Consider the following 16,888-nt stretch of genomic DNA (forward strand, 5'->3'; position numbering starts at 1 on the left):
GGGGGCCGGCGCGGCCGGGTTGGCGGTGGCGACCGGCGGGGGCGACGCCGCCGACATGATCGGCGCGTACCGGACCGGGGTGGCCGGGCAGGCCGGCATCACCCTGGTCAGCCTCGCCTACGCGCCGAACGCCACGGTCTGGTCGACCGCCTACCTGCTCGGGCCCGGCTTCGCCGTCGGCGCCGGCACGGCGGTACGCACCAGCGAGGTCTCGGTGGGCGCGCTGCCGGCCGTACCCCTGCTGGCCGGGCTGCCCAGCGGCCCGGTCGACGGGTTCGGGGCGGCGCTGCTCGCGGTACCGGTGCTGGCCGGGATGGCCGCGGGCTGGCTGCTCGCCCGGCGCCTGCTCCGCGACGCGGACGAGCGCGCGGTGCCGGCGTGGGCTGCGCTGCTCGGCCCGGCGGCGCTCGCCGGCCCGGTGGTCGGCCTGCTCGCCGGTCTCGCCGCCGCGGCCTCCGGCGGGCCGCTCGGCGGTGGCCGGCTGGCCGAGATCGGCCCGGTCCCCTGGCAGGTGGCCGCCGTCTCCACCGCGGTGGTCACGGCCGGCGCGCTGCTCGGGGCCGCCGCCGCCCGGGTGCTCGCCCGCCCGGCACCTCGCGCCTGACCCCGTCCGCCGCCCCGCGCCTCGGGGCCCGACCCGCCGGCCCCCCCGCGCCTGGAAGCCTGGCCCACCGGCCACCCTGCGCTCTCGATCGACTCCGTTTGCGGCGTGTCGCGCTGTCCCGGCCCGCCAACACCGCCACACGCCGCAAAGCGAGTGGATCGACGAAGGGGCGCCCCGGAGATCCGGGACGCCCCTTCCGGGTGTCGACTCGACTCAGGAGTTCGGCAGGGCGATGTTCGCGGCGAGCGCCACGATCTGCAGGATCCCCAGCACCAGACCGATCGCGCCGCAGATCAGACCCGCGAGGGCCTGACCGCCGTTGCTGGCCAGCCCCTGGGCCGCCTTCTGCCGGCCCAGCCATCCGGTGATCACCGCGGCGATGCCCAGCGGGATGCCGAGGTAGCAGCAGACCATCGGGATGGAGACGATGCCCAGGATCATCGATACCAGGCCCAGCGTGTTCTGCTGGCCCTGGGCCTGCGGGTAGCCCGCGTTCGGGTACGCCGGCATGCCGTAGGGCTGCTGGCCGTACGGATCCTGGTAGGGCTGCTGCCCGTACGGCTGGCCCGGCGCCCCGTAGGGCTGGCCCGAGGTGGGCTGGCCGTAGGGGTCACCGGACACCGGCTGCCCGTACGGCTGGCCCGAGGTGGGCTGCTGGCCGTACGGGGCCTGCGGCGGCGGGGCGTACGGATCGTGCGGCTGCTGCCCGTACGGCGCCTGCGGGGGCGATGCGTACGGGTCCTGCGGCTGCCCGTACGGCTGCCCATAGGGCTGCCCGGAGCCGGGCTGGCCGTACGGGTCGTGCGGGGGCTGCTGGCCGTACGGGTCCTGACCGGGGGGTCCGGGCTGCATGGCGGATGCTCCTCAGTCGGTGATCGTCAGTAGCTGCTGGTGCTGGTGTCGGAGCCCATGATCCCGGCCAGACCACCGGCGAGGCAGCACAGCAGGACGATCACGAGCCAGACGGCGCCGATGATGATGGCCCACTTCGACCACTTCTTCGACTCGTTCGCCGCGGCCTGGGCGCCCGCGTAGTCACCCTGCTGCAGCAGCGGGTTGACCTTGGAGGCGTTGATGATGGCCGGGATGGCAAGCGGCCAGAAGAAGAAGATGGCCACGATGGACATCGTCATGTTGTTGTTGATCGGCGGCTGCTGCGCGGGGTTGGGGTAACCGGGCTGCATGGTGCTCCTCGCTCCGTCGGCACTGTCCGTGCCTGATCTTGTGGTGAAGGGTGCGGCGGCGGGCCGGACGGCAGCCACCGAGCGACGGGCAGCGTATCGCGTACGTGCCACTCGCGTGATCACCCGAATCGCCGCTGCCCGATCGCTGGGAGTCCTGACCTGCCCGATAGGGTGGCCGCGTGACCGAGCCCGCGTCCGTCGCCCGCCTCGTCGTCCTCGTCTCCGGCTCTGGCAGCAACCTCCAGGCGCTGCTCGACGCCACCGCCGACCCCGCGTACGGGGCCCAGGTGGTGGCCGTCGGCGCGGACCGCGACGGGATCGCCGCCTGGACCGGGCCGCCGCCGTCGGGGTGCCGACCTTCGTCGACCGGGTGAAGGACCACCCGTCCCGGGAGGACTGGGACCTCGCGCTCACCGCGCACGTCGCCGAGCACCGACCCGACCTGGTGATCTCGGCCGGCTTCCTGAAGCTGGTCGGGCCGCACTTCCTGGCCGCCTTCGGTGACCGCTACCTGAACACGCACAACACCCTGCTGCCGGCGTTCCCCGGCATCCACGGCCCCCGGGACGCGCTCGCCTACGGCGTCAAGGTCACCGGGGCCACGCTCTTCTTCGTCGACGCCGGGATGGACACCGGCCCGATCGTCGCGCAGTCGCCGTGCCGGTACGCGACGACGACGACGTGGAGACGCTCACCGAGCGCATCAAGGAGGCCGAGCGGCGCCAGCTCGTCGAGCAGGTCGGTCGGCTGGTCCGCGAAGGTTGGACGATCACCGGAAGAAAGGTCACGGTCCCGTGAGTTCCACTCAGGACGAGCGTCGCCCGATCAGGCGGGCACTGGTCAGCGTCTACGACCAAGAGCGGCCTGGTCGAGCTGGCCCGGGCCCTGCACGACGCCGGGGTGGAGATCGTCTCGACCGGCAGCACCGCGTCCACCATCTCGGGCGCGGGGGTGCCGGTGACCCCGGTCGAGCAGGTGACCGCTTCCCGGAGATCCTCGACGGCCGGGTGAAGACCCTGCACCCGAAGATCCACGGGGGTCTCCTGGCCGACCTGCGCAAGGACACCCACGCCGCCCAGCTCGACGAGCACGGCATCGCCGGGATCGACCTGCTGGTCTCCAACCTCTACCCGTTCCAGGCCACGGTCGCCTCCGGCGCGAGCCAGGACGAGTGCGTGGAGCAGATCGACATCGGCGGGCCGGCGATGGTCCGGGCCGCCGCCAAGAACCACGCGTCGGTCGCGGTGGTGACCGACCCGGCGGCGTACCCGGCCCTGGTGGCCGCCCTCGCCGACGGCGGCTTCACGCTGGCGCAGCGTCGGGCGCTCGCCGCCCGCGCCTTCGCCGACATCGCCGAGTACGACGTCGCCGTGGCCGAGTGGTTCGCCACCACCCTGGCCCCGGCCGCCGACGGGTGGCCGCAGTTCGCCGGGCTGAGCCTGCGCCGCCGGGCGGTGCTGCGCTACGGGGAGAACCCGCACCAGGCGGCGGCCGTCTACGCCGACCCGTCCAGCCCCGCCGGCCTGCCCAAGCCGAGCAGCTGCATGGCAAGGAGATGTCCTACAACAACTACGTCGACGCCGACGCGGCCTGGCGGGCCGCCAACGACTTCACCGACCAGCCGGCGGTGGCGATCATCAAGCACGCCAACCCGTGCGGCATCGCGGTCGGCGCGGACGTGGCCGAGGCGCACCGCCGGGCGCACGCCTGCGACCCGGTGTCGGCGTACGGCGGGGTGATCGCCGTCAACCGACCGGTCAGCGTCGAGATGGCCCGGCAGGTGGCCGAGATCTTCACCGAGGTCGTGGTCGCCCCGGTTACGACGACGGCGCGGTGGAGATCCTGCAGGCCAAGAAGAACATCCGGCTGCTGCACGCCCCGGCCTTCGACCCGCTGCCGGCGGAGTGGCGGCAGGTCACCGGCGGTGTCCTGGTGCAGCTGCGGGACAAGGTCGACGCCGAGGGCGACGACCCGGCGAACTGGCGGCTGGCCACCGGCGACCCGGCCGACGAGGCCACCCTGCGGGACCTGGCCTTCGCCTGGCGGGCGGTCCGCGCGGTGAAGAGCAACGCGATCCTGCTGGCGAAGGACGGCGCCACCGTCGGGGTCGGCATGGGGCAGGTCAACCGGGTGGATTCGGCACGGCTGGCGGTCGACCGGGCCGGCGCCGAGCGGGCCCGCGGCGCGGTCTGCGCCTCGGACGCGTTCTTCCCGTTCGCCGACGGCCCGAAGATCCTCATCGACGCGGGGGTGCGCGCGATCGTGCAGCCCGGCGGCTCGATCCGCGACGAGGAGGTCATCGCCGCGTGCAAGGAGGCCGGCGTGACCATGTACCTCACCGGCACGCGGCACTTCTTCCACTGACCGACGGCACCGCCGGGGGCCACGCGGCCCCCGGCGGTCCGCCGCCCCAGACCTGTCGATCATGAAGTTGTTGTCCGGCACCGCGGCGTGTCGGGACGACAACTTCATGATCGACGGCGGGAACCGCGGGGGAGCGGTCAGAGGTTGGTGGGGCGGAGTTCGGCGAAGTGGCAGGCGGAGGGGTGGGGGTCGGCGGCGCGGGAGACCGTCAGGGGTTCCTCGCGGGCGCAGACCTCCTGGGCCTTCCAGCAGCGGGTGCGGAAGCGGCAGCCGGAGGGCGGATCGGCCGGGCTCGGCACGTCGCCGGTGAGCCGGATGATGGTCCGGTCGTTGCGGACGTCCGGGTCCGGCACCGGCACCGCCGAGAGCAGCGCCTGGGTGTACGGGTGGGTGGCCCGCTCGTAGATCTCGTCCTCGGTGCCGATCTCCACGATCTTGCCGAGGTACATCACCGCGACCCGGTCCGAGATGTGCCGGACCACCGAGAGGTCGTGCGCGATGAAGATGTACGACAGCCCGAACTCGTCCTGGAGCTGCTCCAGCAGGTTGATCACCTGCGCCTGGATGGAGACGTCCAGCGCGGAGACCGGCTCGTCGCACACGATCACCTCGGGCCGCAGGGCGAGCGCCCGGGCGATGCCGATGCGCTGCCGCTGGCCGCCGGAGAACTGGTGCGGGTAGCGGTTGACGTGCTCCGGGTTGAGCCCGACCACGTCCAGCAGCTCCTGCACCCGCCGCTGCTTGCTGCCCTTCGGCGCCGCCTCCGGGTGGATGTCGAACGGCTCGCCGATGATGTCGCCGACCGTCATCCGCGGGTTGAGCGAGGTGTACGGGTCCTGCATCACCATCTGCATGTTGCGCCGCAGCCGGCGCAGCTCGGCGCCGGAGGCCTTGAAGAGGTCCTTCCCCTCCAGGGTCGCCCCGCCGGAGGTGGGCGTCTCCAGCCGCATCAGCAGCCGGGCCAGCGTGGATTTGCCGCAGCCGGACTCGCCCACGATGCCCAGGGTCTCGCCCCGGCGCAGCTCGAAGCTCACCCCGTCGACGGCCCGGACCGCGCCGGTCTGCTTCTGGAACAGCACGCCCTGGGTGATCGGGAAGTGCTTGACCAGGTTGTCGACGGAGAGGATGGTCTCGCCGCGGACCTTGGTCGGGCTAGCGGGCGCTGTCATCTCGGACCTCCTGCGCGAAGTGGCACGCGCTGGTCCGGCCGTCGCCGAGGACCAGGTCGTGCGGCACCACGTCCACGCAGACCTGCTGCACGTACGGGCACCGGGGGTGGAATGGGCAGCCGGAGGGGATCCGCATCAGGTTCGGCGGCAGCCCCTTGATCGTCGACAACTCCTGGCCGCGCACGTCCATGCGCGGGATCGACTCCAGCAGACCCTTGGTGTACGGGTGGGCGGGCGACCGGTACAGCGAGCGGACGTCGGCGTGCTCGACGATCCGGCCGGCGTACATGACCGCGATCCGGTCGGCGACGCCGGCGACCACGCCGAGGTCGTGGGTGATCAGGATCATCGCCATGTTGAGGTCCCGGCGCAGGTCGGCCAGCAGGTCCATGATCTGGGCCTGCACGGTGACGTCCAGCGCGGTGGTGGGCTCGTCGGCGATCAGCACCTTCGGATTCATCGCCAGCGCCATCGCGATCATGACGCGCTGCCGCATGCCGCCGGAGAACTGGTGCGGGTAGTCGCCGAGCCGCTTCGCCGCGGCCGGGATCCGGACCAGGTCCATCAGCTCGACGGCGCGCCGGCGGGCGTCCGCCTTGGACATCCCCTCGCGCTGGCGCAGCGTCTCGCCGATCTGCCAGCCGACGGGGAAGACCGGGTTCAGCGCGGAGAGGGCGTCCTGGAAGATCATCGCGATCTCCTTGCCCCGCACCTGGCGGCGCTGCTCCTCCGACTGCTTCAGCAGGTCCCGACCCTGGTAGAGGATCTGACCGGAACGGATCACCGCCGGCGGCGTGTCGAGGATGCCCATGATCGCCTGGGCGGTGACCGACTTGCCGGAGCCGGACTCTCCGAGCACCGCGAGGGTCTCGCCGGCGTCCAGGTGGTACGAGACGCCGTTGATCACCTTGGCGACGCCCTCGCTCGTCCGGAACTCGACGTGCAGGTCCCGGATGTCGAGCAGGTGGCCGCCCTCGGGCGTGGGGGAGGCCGGCGTCGGGTGGACAGCGGACTGGGTCATCAGGTTCACCGGAGCTTCGGGTCGAAGGCGTCGCGGATGGCGTCGCCCAGCATGATGAAGGCGAGGACGGTCAGCGCGAGGAAGGCGGACGGGACGACCAGCGGCGTCGCCGACTCGCGCATGTGCACCCGGCCGGCGTCGATGTCGATGCCCCAGGAGATGGTCGGGGCCTTGAGACCGATGCCGAGGAAGCTCAGCGTCGCCTCGGCGGCGATGAACGAGCCGAGCGCGATGGTGAGCACCACGATCGCCGGGGCGAGCGCGTTCGGCAGGATGTGCCGCCACATGATCCGGCCGTTGCCGGCGCCGAGCATCCGGGCCGCCGCCACGTAGTCCTGCTCCTTGGCGGTGATCACCGAGGAGCGGACCACCCGGGCCGCGGTGGTCCAGCCGAGCACCGCCAGCACGAAGATCACCGCGAACAGCCGGACGTTGTCGCTGCTGGTGCTCACCCGCTTGAGCAGCACGATCGCGGCGAGCAGCAGCGGGATGCCGAGCACGATGTCGATCACGCGGGAGAGCACCGCGTCGACCCAGCGGCCGAAGTAGCCGGCCACCATGCCGACGACCAGCGCGATGATGCCGGTGAGCAGCGCGGAGAGCGCGCCGACCAGCAGCGAGGCGCGGGCGCCGTAGACCGCCCGGGCGTACGTGTCGCAGCCCTGGAAGTCGTACCCGAAGATGGCCCCGCCGGACGCCCCGTCGTGCTGCCGGGAGAGCAGGCAGTCGCGCGGGTCGTTGGCGGTGAAGAGCGAGGGTACGGCGGCCATCGCGGCGACCAGCACGACCAGGGTGAGGCTGATCCAGAAGATCGGATTGCGGCGCAGGTCGCGCCAGGCGTCACCGGCCAGGCTGCGGGCCTTCTGCGGTGCGCCGATCTGGTTGGGCGCTCCGGGCTCGCCGGACACGCCCCGCCGCGCGGCCTGGTTCTCCGTGGCCGCCACGGTCTCGAAGTCACTCATAGCGAATCCTCGGGTCGAGTACGGCGTACAGGACGTCCACCACCAGGTTGGACAGCAGGTAGACCACGACGAGCACGCTGACGATGCCCACCACCAGCGGGCCGTCCTCGGTGCGGATGCCCCGGAAGAGGTTGAAGCCGACGCCGGGGATGTTGAACACGCCCTCGGTGATGATCGCGCCGCTCATCAGGTTGCCCAGCTCGACGCCGAGGAAGGTGACCACCGGGATGAGCGAGTTGCGCAGCACGTGCACGCTGACGATCCGCCGCTTGACCAGGCCCTTCGAGCGAGCCGTCCGGACGTAGTCGGCGCGCAGGTTCTCCGCCACCGAGGTCCGGGTCAGCCGCAGCGCGGTGGCCAGCGAGAGCGAGCCGAGCACGATGCCGGGGAGCAGCAGCGCGTACAGGTCGGGCTCGGCGCCGGCGGTCGGGGGGAAGAGCTGCCACTTGACGCCGAGGAGGTACTGCGCCAGCGGGGCCAGCACGATGGTCGGGATGCCGAGCACCAGCAGGGTCAGCACCAGCGTCGAGTTGTCGAAGATGCTGGCCCGGCGGATGCCGGCGAGCACGCCCGCGGTGACGCCGAACAGGATCGTCACGGCCATCGCGATGAGCGCCAGCTTGACCGTCACCGGCCAGGCGGCGGCGAGGATGTCGCCGATCTGGCGGCCGGTCAGCGACTGCCCGAGATCACCCTGGAGCAGGTTCTTGATGTAGTCGAAGTAGCGGTAGAAGAAGCCGCCCACCCCGGTCTGGTCGAGGTGGAACTTCTCAGTCAGGTATGCCCGCTGGGCGGCGGTGACCGGGCGCTCGCCGGCGAGCGCCTGGATCGGGTCGCCCTGACCGGCGAACATCAGTGCGTAGACGATCAGCGTGGTCCCGAAGAAGGCGAGGACCATCTGGAGCAGTCGCCGCAGAATAAAGCGGAACATACTGTGAAGTCTCTCTGAAAAGGGGCGAAGGGCGTGGCGGGTCGGGCCACCTCGCGGTGACCCGACCCGACCAGCGCTGTTACTTGACGGCCTCGATCTTCAGCAGGTCGACCCGGTCGAAGAGATCCATCTCCACGTTCTTGACCTTGGTCGAGTGCCCGAAGTTGTTCTGGCCGTACCGCAGCGGGATCACCGGCAGGTCCTCGGCCAGGAGGTCCTCCGCCGCCTGGTACTTCTTGATCGCCTCTTCCTCGTTCGGCGCCTTGGCGCCCTCGGCCAGCAGCTTGTCGAACTCGGGGTTGCTGTAGCCGTAGTAGTTCGAGGAACCGTTGGTGCTGTACAGCGGGCCCAGGTAGTTCTCCATGGACGGGTAGTCCATGACCCAGCCCATCCGGAACAGGCCGACCGGCTGCTTCGCCTTGAGCTTGGTCAGCAGGTCCGCGAACTTGGGCTCGGCGGTGCCGACGCACTCCACGCCCAGGTTGGCCTTGAGCTGGTTGCAGGTCGCGTCGATCCAGTCCTTGTGGCCGCCGTCACCGTTGTACGACAGCTCGATCTTGGACGGGCCACCCGCGGCCTGGTACATCGCCTTGGCCTTGGCCGGGTCGAACTCGCCCGCCGCGCCGATGGTGTTCTCCCGGTAGCCGGCCACGACCGGCGAGACGAAGGAACGGGCCGGCTGCTGCGAGTCCTTGAAGATCGACTTGGTGATCTCGTCCCGGTCGATCGCCATGGAGATCGCCTTGCGGACCTCCGGCTTGCTGAATTCCTTCTGGAACGTCGGGAAGGCCAGCACCTGCAGCGACGAGGCCGGGCTCTGCTGGAACCGGTCACCGAGGTCGGTGGCGGCCGTCGACAGGCTCTCGGTCGGGATGGTCTTGATGACGTCCAGGTTGTCCGACAGCACGTCCGCGTAGGCCGCGGTCGGCTGCTGGTAGATCCGGAACTCGACGCCGGCCACCTTCGGCTGCTGGCCGGGGAAGGCGTCGTACTTCTCGACCTCGACCTTGGCGTCGTGCTGCCAGGTGCCCTTGATCTTGAACGGGCCCTGACCGATCGGCGCCTGCTCGTAGCCCTCGGCCAGCACGCCCGGGGCGGAGAAGGCCGCCTTCGGCAGCGGGTAGAAGGCCGTGTAGCCGAGCATCGTCTTGAACTCGCTGTACGGCTCGGCCAGCGTCACGGTGAAGGTGAGGTCGTCGACCTTCTTCAGCCCGGACAGCGTCTTCGCGGCCGGCTTCTCGCCCTGCAGGTCCGCGTAGCCGGCGACCTTCTCGAAGAAGTAGCTCGAGTTCTGGCCGTTGGGGGCGTACGCGCCGTAGTTCCAGGCGTCGATGTAGTTCTCGGCCGTGACCTTCTCGCCGTTGTGGAAGGTGTAGCCGTCCTTCAGCTTGATCGTCCAGACCTTGTTGTCCGACGACGTCACCGACTCGGCCGCCACCTCGTACGGCTTGTTGGCCTCGTCGTAGTCGACCAGCGGGCTGAACAGGGCGGCGAGCACCTGCGAACCACTGGTCTCGTTGGTGTTGGTGGGCACCAGGTGCTGCGGCTCGGCGATCTCGATCCGCACGGCCGCGTTGGGGTCGCTCTGCCCTGATCCGCCGTCGCCGCCCGAGCCGCAGGCCACCAGGCCAAGCGTCACCGCGAGCGGGAGAGCGGTCCAGGCGGCAAGCCTACGAACTCGCATTGAGTCTCCTCATCTCCTCACGCTGCGCAGTCTGGCCCGGCGCTGGGTAACGCTGCGCAACGTTGGGCAACGGTAGGTCGCAGCAGGCGGTTCGGCAACGAGAGCGTTGCGAACCAGTAACGGAACGCCCGCCCCGGTCTTGTCGCCCTTCCGCCCCTCTGCTATGAGCGATGCGGTGAAGCCGCTGCTCAATGTCGGTTTCGAGGCTCGCGTTCCGCGCCCGCGACGCGGTCCGGATCGCCGTGCGTGGTTGCCGGCCGGCTGTCCGCTCTGTGGCGGTTCATGAGCGGCTGTCCGCCCCAGGGTGTGGTCGACTCCACATGCGGTAACTCTGAGTGATTAAGCGCACCTCACGGAAAGTCACGGTTGGTCGTCGTCCCAACCTGCGGCTGTTGCCGTGAGACGATCTGGACGTGACGGCGACGATCCTGGACGGCAAGGCGACCGCGGCGGAGATCAAGGACGAGTTGCGGACGCGGGTCAAGGCGCTCGCGGAGCGCGGCATCACCCCGGGCCTCGGCACCGTCCTGGTCGGGGCGGACCCGGGCTCCCAGGCGTACGTCAACGGCAAGCACCGGGACTGCGCCGAGGTCGGGATCGCCTCCATCCGCCGCGAGCTGCCGGCCGACGCCACCCAGCAGCAGGTCGACGCGGTCCTCGCCGAGCTGAACGCCGACCCGGCCTGTCACGGCTACATCGTCCAGCTGCCGCTCCCGGCCCACTTGGACACCCAGCGCGTGCTGGAGATGATCGACCCGGACAAGGACGCCGACGGCCTGCACCCGGTCAACCTCGGCCGGCTGGTGCTCGGCTACGACGCCCCGCTGCCCTGCACCCCGCGCGGGATCGTCGAGCTGCTCCGCCGGCACGACGTGCCGCTGCGCGGCGCGACGGTCGCCGTGGTCGGCCGGGGCAACACCGTCGGCCGCCCGCTGGGCCTGCTGCTCACCCGGCGCAGCGAGAACGCCACGGTGACGCTGTGCCACACCGGCACCCTCGACCTCGCCTCGCACACCCGCGCCGCCGACATCGTGATCGTCGCGGCGGGCGTACCCGGGCTGCTCACCGCCGACCTGATCACCCCGGGCGCGACCGTGGTCGACGTCGGCATCACCCGGGTGATCGGCGCGGACGGCAAGGGCCGGTACACCGGAGACGTGGACCCGGAGGTGGCCGAGGCGGCCGGCAAGCTGGTCCCGATGCCCGGCGGTGTCGGGCCGATGACCCGCGCCATGCTGCTCACCAACGTGGTGGAACGGGCCGAGCGGGGCTGAGGACGCCCATCGTTGTCATAACCGTCCGCCCCTGCCCTGATCGGTGCCAGGATGGCTGATACGGTCCGGAAAACCGACTGGTATCAGGGGAGTGGGACGACCATGGGTAAGAAGGTCACTGTCGTCGGGGCCGGCTTCTACGGCTCCACCACCGCACAGCGCCTGGCCGAGTACGACGTCTTCGACACCGTCGTGATCACCGACATCGTGGAGGGCAAGCCGGCGGGTCTCGCGCTGGACCTCAACCAGTCCCGCGCGGTCGAGGGCTTCGAGACCAAGGTCGTCGGCGTCACCACCGGCCCGAACGGCGAGGGCTACGAGGCCATCGAGGGCTCGGACGTCGTCGTCATCACCGCCGGCCTCCCGCGCAAGCCGGGCATGAGCCGGATGGACCTGCTCGAGACGAACGCCAAGATTGTCCGCCAGGTGTCCGAGAACGTCGCCAAGTACGCCCCGAACGCGGTCGTCATCGTGGTCTCCAACCCGCTGGACGAGATGACCGCGCTGGCCCAGCTCGCCACCCAGTTCCCGAAGAACCGGGTGCTCGGCCAGGCCGGCATGCTCGACACCGCCCGGTTCACCAACTTCGTCGCCGAGGCCCTCCAGGTGCCGGTGAAGTCGGTCAAGACCCTGACCCTCGGCTCGCACGGCGACACCATGGTGCCGGTGCCGTCGAAGAGCACGGTGAACGGCAAGCCGCTGCGCGACGCGATGCCGGCCGAGCAGATCGAGGAGCTGGTCGTCAAGACCCGCAACGGTGGCGCGGAGGTCGTGGCGCTGCTGAAGACCGGCTCGGCGTACTACGCCCCGTCGGCCGCCGCCGCCCGGATGGCCAAGGCCGTCGCGGAGGACTCCGGCGAGGTCATGCCGGTCTGCGCCTGGGTCGACGGCGAGTACGGCATCGCCGGCGTCTACCTGGGCGTCGAGGCCGAGATCGGCGCCGAGGGCGTCAAGCGGGTCGTCGAGACCGACCTGGACGCCGACGAGCTGGCCAGCCTGAAGGAGGCCGCCGAGGCCGTCCGCGCCAAGCAGGCCGACGTCGCCAACATGTGATCCACCAGCACCACCCGAAGGGGGCACGCCGGTACCCACCGGCGTGCCCCCTTCGCCATCCCCACCCACCCCCCCCGATCCACCACGTTGATCAAGAAGTTTGCGTCAGAAATCGCCCCTGGCGTGACGCAAACTTCTTGATCAACCGGGGAGGGGGGTGGGGGGTGGGCGGAAGGGGGTGGGGTTAGAGGGGGGTGAAGGGGGTGCCCAGGTGGGGGGTGGCCAGGTGGGTTCGGCCGGTCGTGGTGAGGGTGCGGAGGAGGGTGGTGCGGGAGGTGCGGGCGGTCGTGGGGTCCTGCTCGTGGGCGTACGCGAGGTCGGGGTCGACGAGTTGCACGGCGTGCACCAGGAGGTCGCCGGTGAGCAGGAGCCGCTCGTCGCCGGAGTCGACCAGCACCGACTGGTGGCCGGGGGTGTGGCCGGGCGTGCTCAGCAGGCGTACCCCCGGGGTGAGCGGGGTGTCGCCGTCGACCACCCGGAGCTGGCCGGCGGCGCGCAACGGCGCGATCAGGCCGGCCGGCAGCCCCGGGTTGATCGTCTCCATCGCGTCCAGCTCGGCCCGCTGCACCAGGTAGTCGGCGTTCGGGAAGTACGGGCGGCCGGGCGTGCCGGTGACCGCCCAGCCGATGTGGTCGCTGTGCAGGTGGGTGAGGACGACGGTGCGCACGTCGGCGGGGTCGATGCCGGCGGCGGCCAGTTCGGCGGGGAGTCGCCCCGGCACCGGGGCCCAGCTCGCGGCGGGCGAGCCGGCCGGTCCGATGCCGGCGTCGACCAGCGTGACCGGCCCGTCGCCGACGCGCACCGCGAAGCTGCGGAACGGCAGCCACCAGCGGCCGTCGGGGGTGACCGAGGTGGGGTCGCGCCGGTCCGCCTCGCGCCAGTGCGCCGCGGTGGCGTCGGGGAACGCCTCGCTGCGGGGCTGGAAGAACGGCCCCTCGCCGTCGGTGAGCGCGGTGACCGTGATAGACCCGAGGGTACGGCTCAGTGGCATCGGGCGATGGTGCCAGTGAACTCCCGTGCCGGGCATCCGGTTATCCGGCCGACCGAGGCCGGCTGGGGGGTGCCGGCCCGTTTCCAGTACGCTCGTACTGCTTGAGCACGTGTCCCCCGAGAGGAGCGCCGGTCGATGGCGAAGATCAAGGTAAACAACCCGGTCGTGGAACTCGACGGCGACGAGATGACCCGGATCATCTGGAAGCAGATCCGTGAGCAGCTGATCCTGCCCTACCTCGACGTCGACCTGCACTACTACGACCTCTCGATCCAGCACCGCGACGAGACGAACGACCAGGTCACCGTCGACGCCGCCAACGCCATCAAGGAGCACGGCGTCGGCGTCAAGTGCGCGACCATCACCCCGGACGAGGCCCGGGTGGAGGAGTTCGGCCTGAAGAAGATGTGGCGGTCGCCGAACGGCACCATCCGCAACATCCTCGGCGGCGTAGTCTTCCGCGAGCCGATCATCATGTCCAACGTGCCGCGGCTCGTCCCCGGCTGGACCAAGCCGATCATCATCGGCCGGCACGCCCACGGTGACCAGTACAAGGCCACCGACTTCGTCGTTCCGGGCCCGGGCACGGTGACCATCACCTACACCCCGGCCGACGGCGGCGCCCCGATGGAGATGGAGGTCGCCAACTTCCCCGGCGGCGGCATCGCCATGGGCATGTACAACTTCGACGAGTCGATCCGGGACTTCGCCCGGGCCTCGTTCCGGTACGGCCTGGACCGCAACTACCCGGTCTACCTGTCCACCAAGAACACCATCCTCAAGGCGTACGACGGCCGCTTCAAGGACATCTTCGCCGAGGTGTTCGAGAACGAGTTCAAGGCCGAGTTCGACGCCGCCGGCATCACCTACGAGCACCGGCTGATCGACGACATGGTCGCCGCGGCGCTCAAGTGGGAGGGCGGCTACGTCTGGGCGTGCAAGAACTACGACGGTGACGTGCAGTCCGACACCGTCGCGCAGGGCTTCGGCTCGCTCGGCCTGATGACCTCGGTCCTGCTCTCCCCGGACGGCCGCACCGTCGAGGCCGAGGCCGCGCACGGCACGGTCACCCGGCACTACCGGCAGTGGCAGAAGGGCGAGAAGACCTCGACCAACCCGATCGCGTCGATCTACGCCTGGACCCGGGGCCTGGCCCACCGGGGCAAGCTGGACGGCACCCCGGCGGTCACCGAGTTCGCCAACACCCTGGAGCAGGTCATCGTGGACACCGTCGAGGGCGGCCAGATGACCAAGGACCTCGCGCTGCTCATCTCGCGGGACGCCCCGTGGCTGACCACCGACGAGTTCATGAACGCGCTCGACGAGAACCTGGCGCGCAAGCTCTCCGCCTGATCCTCGTACGCGTCACCGACCGAGCCCGCCGGCCTCCGCCGGCGGGCTCCGTCGTACCCGGGGCCGGGTCGCGGTGTCCGAGAGACCGGACCGCGCGACACGCCGCAAACGGTGGCGATCAATCCGTGGCCGCCGCCCCCGGCGTCACCGGGGTGGGCGTGGGTCGTTGAAGTGGGTGGACGTGATGCCAGTCTCGTCCAGGAAGGTTGACCGCGGTCGCCTCGCGGCACGAGTGCCGATCAGCCAACCTTCCCGGCTGTCGCGCACAGCCAGCCGTCCCTTCCCTGCGGGGGGCCCTGTCCCGGGCCCCCCGCGCCCTGTTCCCCGGGCGCTGCCGCACCCGCCGCCCGGACGCGGGCCAGGATCAGGCGGCGCGGAGCAGCTCCGCGGCCCGCTCGGGCGCGATGTCGTTGATGAAGACGCCCATGCCGGACTCCGAGCCGGCCAGGTACTTCAGCTTGTCCTTGGCCCGCCGGATGCTGAACAGCTGAAGGTGCAGGTGACCCAGCTCCCGGTCGATCCGCACCGGCGCCTGGTGCCAGGCCGCGATGTACGGCATCGGCAGGTCGAAGAGCCCGTCGAAGCGGCGCAGCACGTCCAGGTAGAGCGGGCCGAACGCGTCCCGCTCGGCGTCGGTCAACGCCGGGATGTCGGGCACCGGCCGGTGCGGCGCCACGTGCACCTCGAACGGCCAGCGGGCGGCCGCCGGGACGTACGCCGTCCAGTGCTCGTTGCTGGTGACCACCCGGTCGCCGGCGGCCCGCTCGGCGGCGAGCACGTCGGCGTAGAGGTTGCCGCCGCCGGTGCGCTCGGCGTGCCGACGGGCGGCGGCCAGCAGCGACCGGGTCCGCGGCGTCACGAACGGGTACGCGTAGATCTGCCCGTGCGGGTGGTGCAGGGTCACCCCGATCTCCACGCCCCGGTTCTCGAAGCAGAACACCTGCTCGACGCCGGGCAGCTCGGCGAGGGCCACGGTCCGGTCGGCCAGCGCGTCCAGCACGGTGCGTACCCGGCGCGGCGGCAGGCCGGCGAACGAGGCGTTGTGGTCGTCGGTGAAACAGACCACCTCGCAGCGGCCCCGGCCCGGGCGTACCGGGGTGAACGGAGTGATCTCGGCCGGCTCGTCGGCCACCCGCTGGCTCAGCGAGGGGAACCGGTTCTCGAACACGGCCACGTCGTAGTCGGGGGCCGGGATCTCGCTGAGCCGGTCGCCCCGGGTGGGGCAGAGCGGGCACTGGTCGGCCGGGGGGAGGAAGGTGCGGGTCTGCCGGTGCACCGCCACCGCCACCCACTCGTCGGTCAGCGGGTCGTACCGCAGCTGGGAGGCGGGCGGGGGAGGGGGCAGCTCGCGCCGGTCGAGCTGGTCGCGGACCGCGTCGTCCCGCTCGTCGAAGTAGATCAGCTCGCGGCCGTCCGCCAGTTCGATCGCCGTACGCTTCACCGCGCCGTCCCCTCCGTCGTCGCCCGGCCCGTGCTCGCCACGACCACCAGCTCTCCCACCTTCTCGTCCAGTACCCGGCGCGCCTCGGGAGCCAGCCGGTCGTCGGTGACCAGCACGTCGGCGGCGCCGAGGCCGACGATCGAGGAGATGCCCACGGTGCCCCACTTGGTGTGGTCGGCCAGCACCACCAACCGGTCGGCGGCGGCCACCAGGGCCCGGTCGGTCTCCGCCTCCATCAGGTTCGGCGTGGTGAAGCCGGCCCGTTCGGTGATCCCGTGTACGCCGAGGAAGAGCAGGTCCAGGTGGAGCGAGCGGATCGCCTCCACGGCCAGCGGGCCGACCAGCGCGTTGGAGGGGGTACGCACCCCGCCGGTGAGCACCACGGTCTGATCGGTGCGGCCCTGCGCGTGCAGGATCTCGGCCACCGGCAGCGAGTTGGTCACCACGGTCAGCCCGGGCACGTCGACCAGGCGGCGGGCCAGCTCGGCGGTGGTGGTGCCGGCCGACAGCGCGACCGCCGCGCCGGGGCGAACCAACTCGGCGGCCCGGCCGGCGATGGCGGCCTTCTCCGCGAGCTGCCGCACCGACTTGGCGTGGAAACCCGGCTCGTCGGTGGAGCTGGGGCCGGGGACGGTGGCGCCGCCGTGCACCTTGGCCAGCAGGCCCTGCTCGTGCAGCGTCTCCAGGTCACGCCGGATGGTCATGTCGGAGACGCCGAACTCCGCCGCCAGCTCGGTGACGCGAACGCCACCGGTGGTGCGGACCCGGTCGAGGATGGCCGCCTGCCGCTGCCGCGCCAGCATCCGTCCGTACCTCCGGCTCCCGCGCACTCTCACACGCGCTCAAACGTGTTCCAA

Annotated in this window: 14 protein-coding genes and 2 pseudogenes; 6 read left to right on the forward strand and 10 right to left on the reverse strand. The window is 71.2% G+C overall.

The window, feature by feature from the left end; genetic code table 11:
* On the forward strand, window positions 1-604 hold a 604-nt coding region (locus tag FHX75_RS20925), incomplete at its 5' end, for a cell division protein PerM (RefSeq protein WP_246158405.1).
* Window positions 605-817: 213 nt separating this feature from the next.
* Here FHX75_RS20925 and FHX75_RS20930 read toward each other — a convergent pair.
* Both FHX75_RS20930 and FHX75_RS20935 read right to left on the reverse strand, forming a co-directional pair.
* Window positions 818-1,456 (reverse strand): DUF4190 domain-containing protein, encoded by a 639-nt coding sequence (locus FHX75_RS20930; protein WP_154941911.1) that lies wholly within the window; start codon window positions 1,454-1,456, stop codon window positions 818-820.
* Window positions 1,457-1,482: 26 nt separating this feature from the next.
* On the reverse strand, window positions 1,483-1,788 hold the full coding sequence (locus FHX75_RS20935) for a CD225/dispanin family protein (protein ID WP_088960358.1): 306 nt from the start codon (window positions 1,786-1,788) through the stop codon (window positions 1,483-1,485).
* Window positions 1,789-1,967: 179 nt separating this feature from the next.
* Between FHX75_RS20935 and purN the strand changes: the two are divergent.
* Together purN and purH are read left to right on the forward strand one after the other, a co-directional pair.
* Window positions 1,968-2,586: pseudogene (gene purN, locus FHX75_RS20940) on the forward strand (phosphoribosylglycinamide formyltransferase).
* A pseudogene (purH, locus tag FHX75_RS20945) lies at window positions 2,583-4,152 on the forward strand (bifunctional phosphoribosylaminoimidazolecarboxamide formyltransferase/IMP cyclohydrolase). Before purN ends, purH begins: the two co-directional pseudogenes overlap by 4 nt.
* 137 nt (window positions 4,153-4,289) lie before the next feature.
* Here purH and FHX75_RS20950 read toward each other — a convergent pair.
* The 5 genes from FHX75_RS20950 to FHX75_RS20970 all read right to left on the reverse strand — a co-directional run bounded on the left by FHX75_RS20950 (window position 4,290) and on the right by FHX75_RS20970 (window position 9,919).
* Window positions 4,290-5,321, reverse strand: coding sequence for an ABC transporter ATP-binding protein (locus FHX75_RS20950; RefSeq protein ID WP_154941914.1), 1,032 nt, complete (start codon window positions 5,319-5,321; stop codon window positions 4,290-4,292).
* Complete coding sequence (locus tag FHX75_RS20955; RefSeq protein ID WP_154941915.1) at window positions 5,305-6,342, reverse strand: ABC transporter ATP-binding protein; 1,038 nt, start codon at window positions 6,340-6,342, stop codon at window positions 5,305-5,307. Before FHX75_RS20955 ends, FHX75_RS20950 begins: the two co-directional genes overlap by 17 nt.
* 5 nt (window positions 6,343-6,347) lie before the next feature.
* Window positions 6,348-7,304 (reverse strand): ABC transporter permease, encoded by a 957-nt coding sequence (locus tag FHX75_RS20960; RefSeq protein WP_154941916.1) that lies wholly within the window; start codon window positions 7,302-7,304, stop codon window positions 6,348-6,350.
* Window positions 7,297-8,235 (reverse strand): ABC transporter permease, encoded by a 939-nt coding sequence (locus tag FHX75_RS20965; protein WP_154941917.1) that lies wholly within the window; start codon window positions 8,233-8,235, stop codon window positions 7,297-7,299. Before FHX75_RS20965 ends, FHX75_RS20960 begins: the two co-directional genes overlap by 8 nt.
* Before the next feature lie 79 nt (window positions 8,236-8,314).
* A complete protein-coding gene (locus FHX75_RS20970; RefSeq protein ID WP_154942075.1) occupies window positions 8,315-9,919 on the reverse strand; it encodes a peptide ABC transporter substrate-binding protein in 1,605 nt (534 codons plus the stop codon).
* Window positions 9,920-10,332: 413 nt separating this feature from the next.
* Here FHX75_RS20970 and FHX75_RS20975 point away from each other — a divergent pair, with 413 nt between their 5' ends.
* Together FHX75_RS20975 and FHX75_RS20980 are read left to right on the forward strand one after the other, a co-directional pair.
* Window positions 10,333-11,193: a bifunctional methylenetetrahydrofolate dehydrogenase/methenyltetrahydrofolate cyclohydrolase gene (locus FHX75_RS20975; protein WP_154941918.1), complete on the forward strand. Its 861-nt coding sequence runs from the start codon at window positions 10,333-10,335 to the stop codon at window positions 11,191-11,193.
* Between the two features lie 102 nt (window positions 11,194-11,295).
* The gene (locus tag FHX75_RS20980; protein WP_154942076.1) at window positions 11,296-12,246 is read left to right on the forward strand and encodes a malate dehydrogenase; all 951 of its coding nucleotides are present in this window, start codon (window positions 11,296-11,298) and stop codon (window positions 12,244-12,246) included.
* A 184-nt stretch (window positions 12,247-12,430) separates the two neighbouring features.
* Here FHX75_RS20980 and FHX75_RS20985 read toward each other — a convergent pair whose 3' ends face one another.
* Window positions 12,431-13,237, reverse strand: coding sequence for an MBL fold metallo-hydrolase (locus FHX75_RS20985; protein ID WP_154942077.1), 807 nt, complete (start codon window positions 13,235-13,237; stop codon window positions 12,431-12,433).
* Between the two features lie 135 nt (window positions 13,238-13,372).
* Here FHX75_RS20985 and FHX75_RS20990 point away from each other — a divergent pair, with 135 nt between their 5' ends.
* Complete coding sequence (locus tag FHX75_RS20990; protein WP_154942078.1) at window positions 13,373-14,590, forward strand: NADP-dependent isocitrate dehydrogenase; 1,218 nt, start codon at window positions 13,373-13,375, stop codon at window positions 14,588-14,590.
* Between the two features lie 364 nt (window positions 14,591-14,954).
* On the opposite strand, the gene galT is transcribed toward FHX75_RS20990, so the two are convergent.
* Together galT and FHX75_RS21000 are read right to left on the reverse strand one after the other, a co-directional pair.
* Window positions 14,955-16,031, reverse strand: a complete 1,077-nt coding sequence (gene galT, locus FHX75_RS20995; RefSeq protein ID WP_154942079.1) for a galactose-1-phosphate uridylyltransferase — start codon at window positions 16,029-16,031, stop codon at window positions 14,955-14,957.
* Window positions 16,028-16,834, reverse strand: coding sequence for a DeoR/GlpR family DNA-binding transcription regulator (locus tag FHX75_RS21000; protein WP_154942080.1), 807 nt, complete (start codon window positions 16,832-16,834; stop codon window positions 16,028-16,030). The genes galT and FHX75_RS21000 overlap by 4 nt, the downstream gene beginning before the upstream one ends.
* Window positions 16,835-16,888 lie beyond the last annotated feature (54 nt).

The sequence above is a fragment of the Micromonospora palomenae genome (assembly GCF_007829925.1).
Taxonomy (GTDB): Bacteria; Actinomycetota; Actinomycetes; order Mycobacteriales; family Micromonosporaceae; genus Micromonospora; species Micromonospora purpureochromogenes.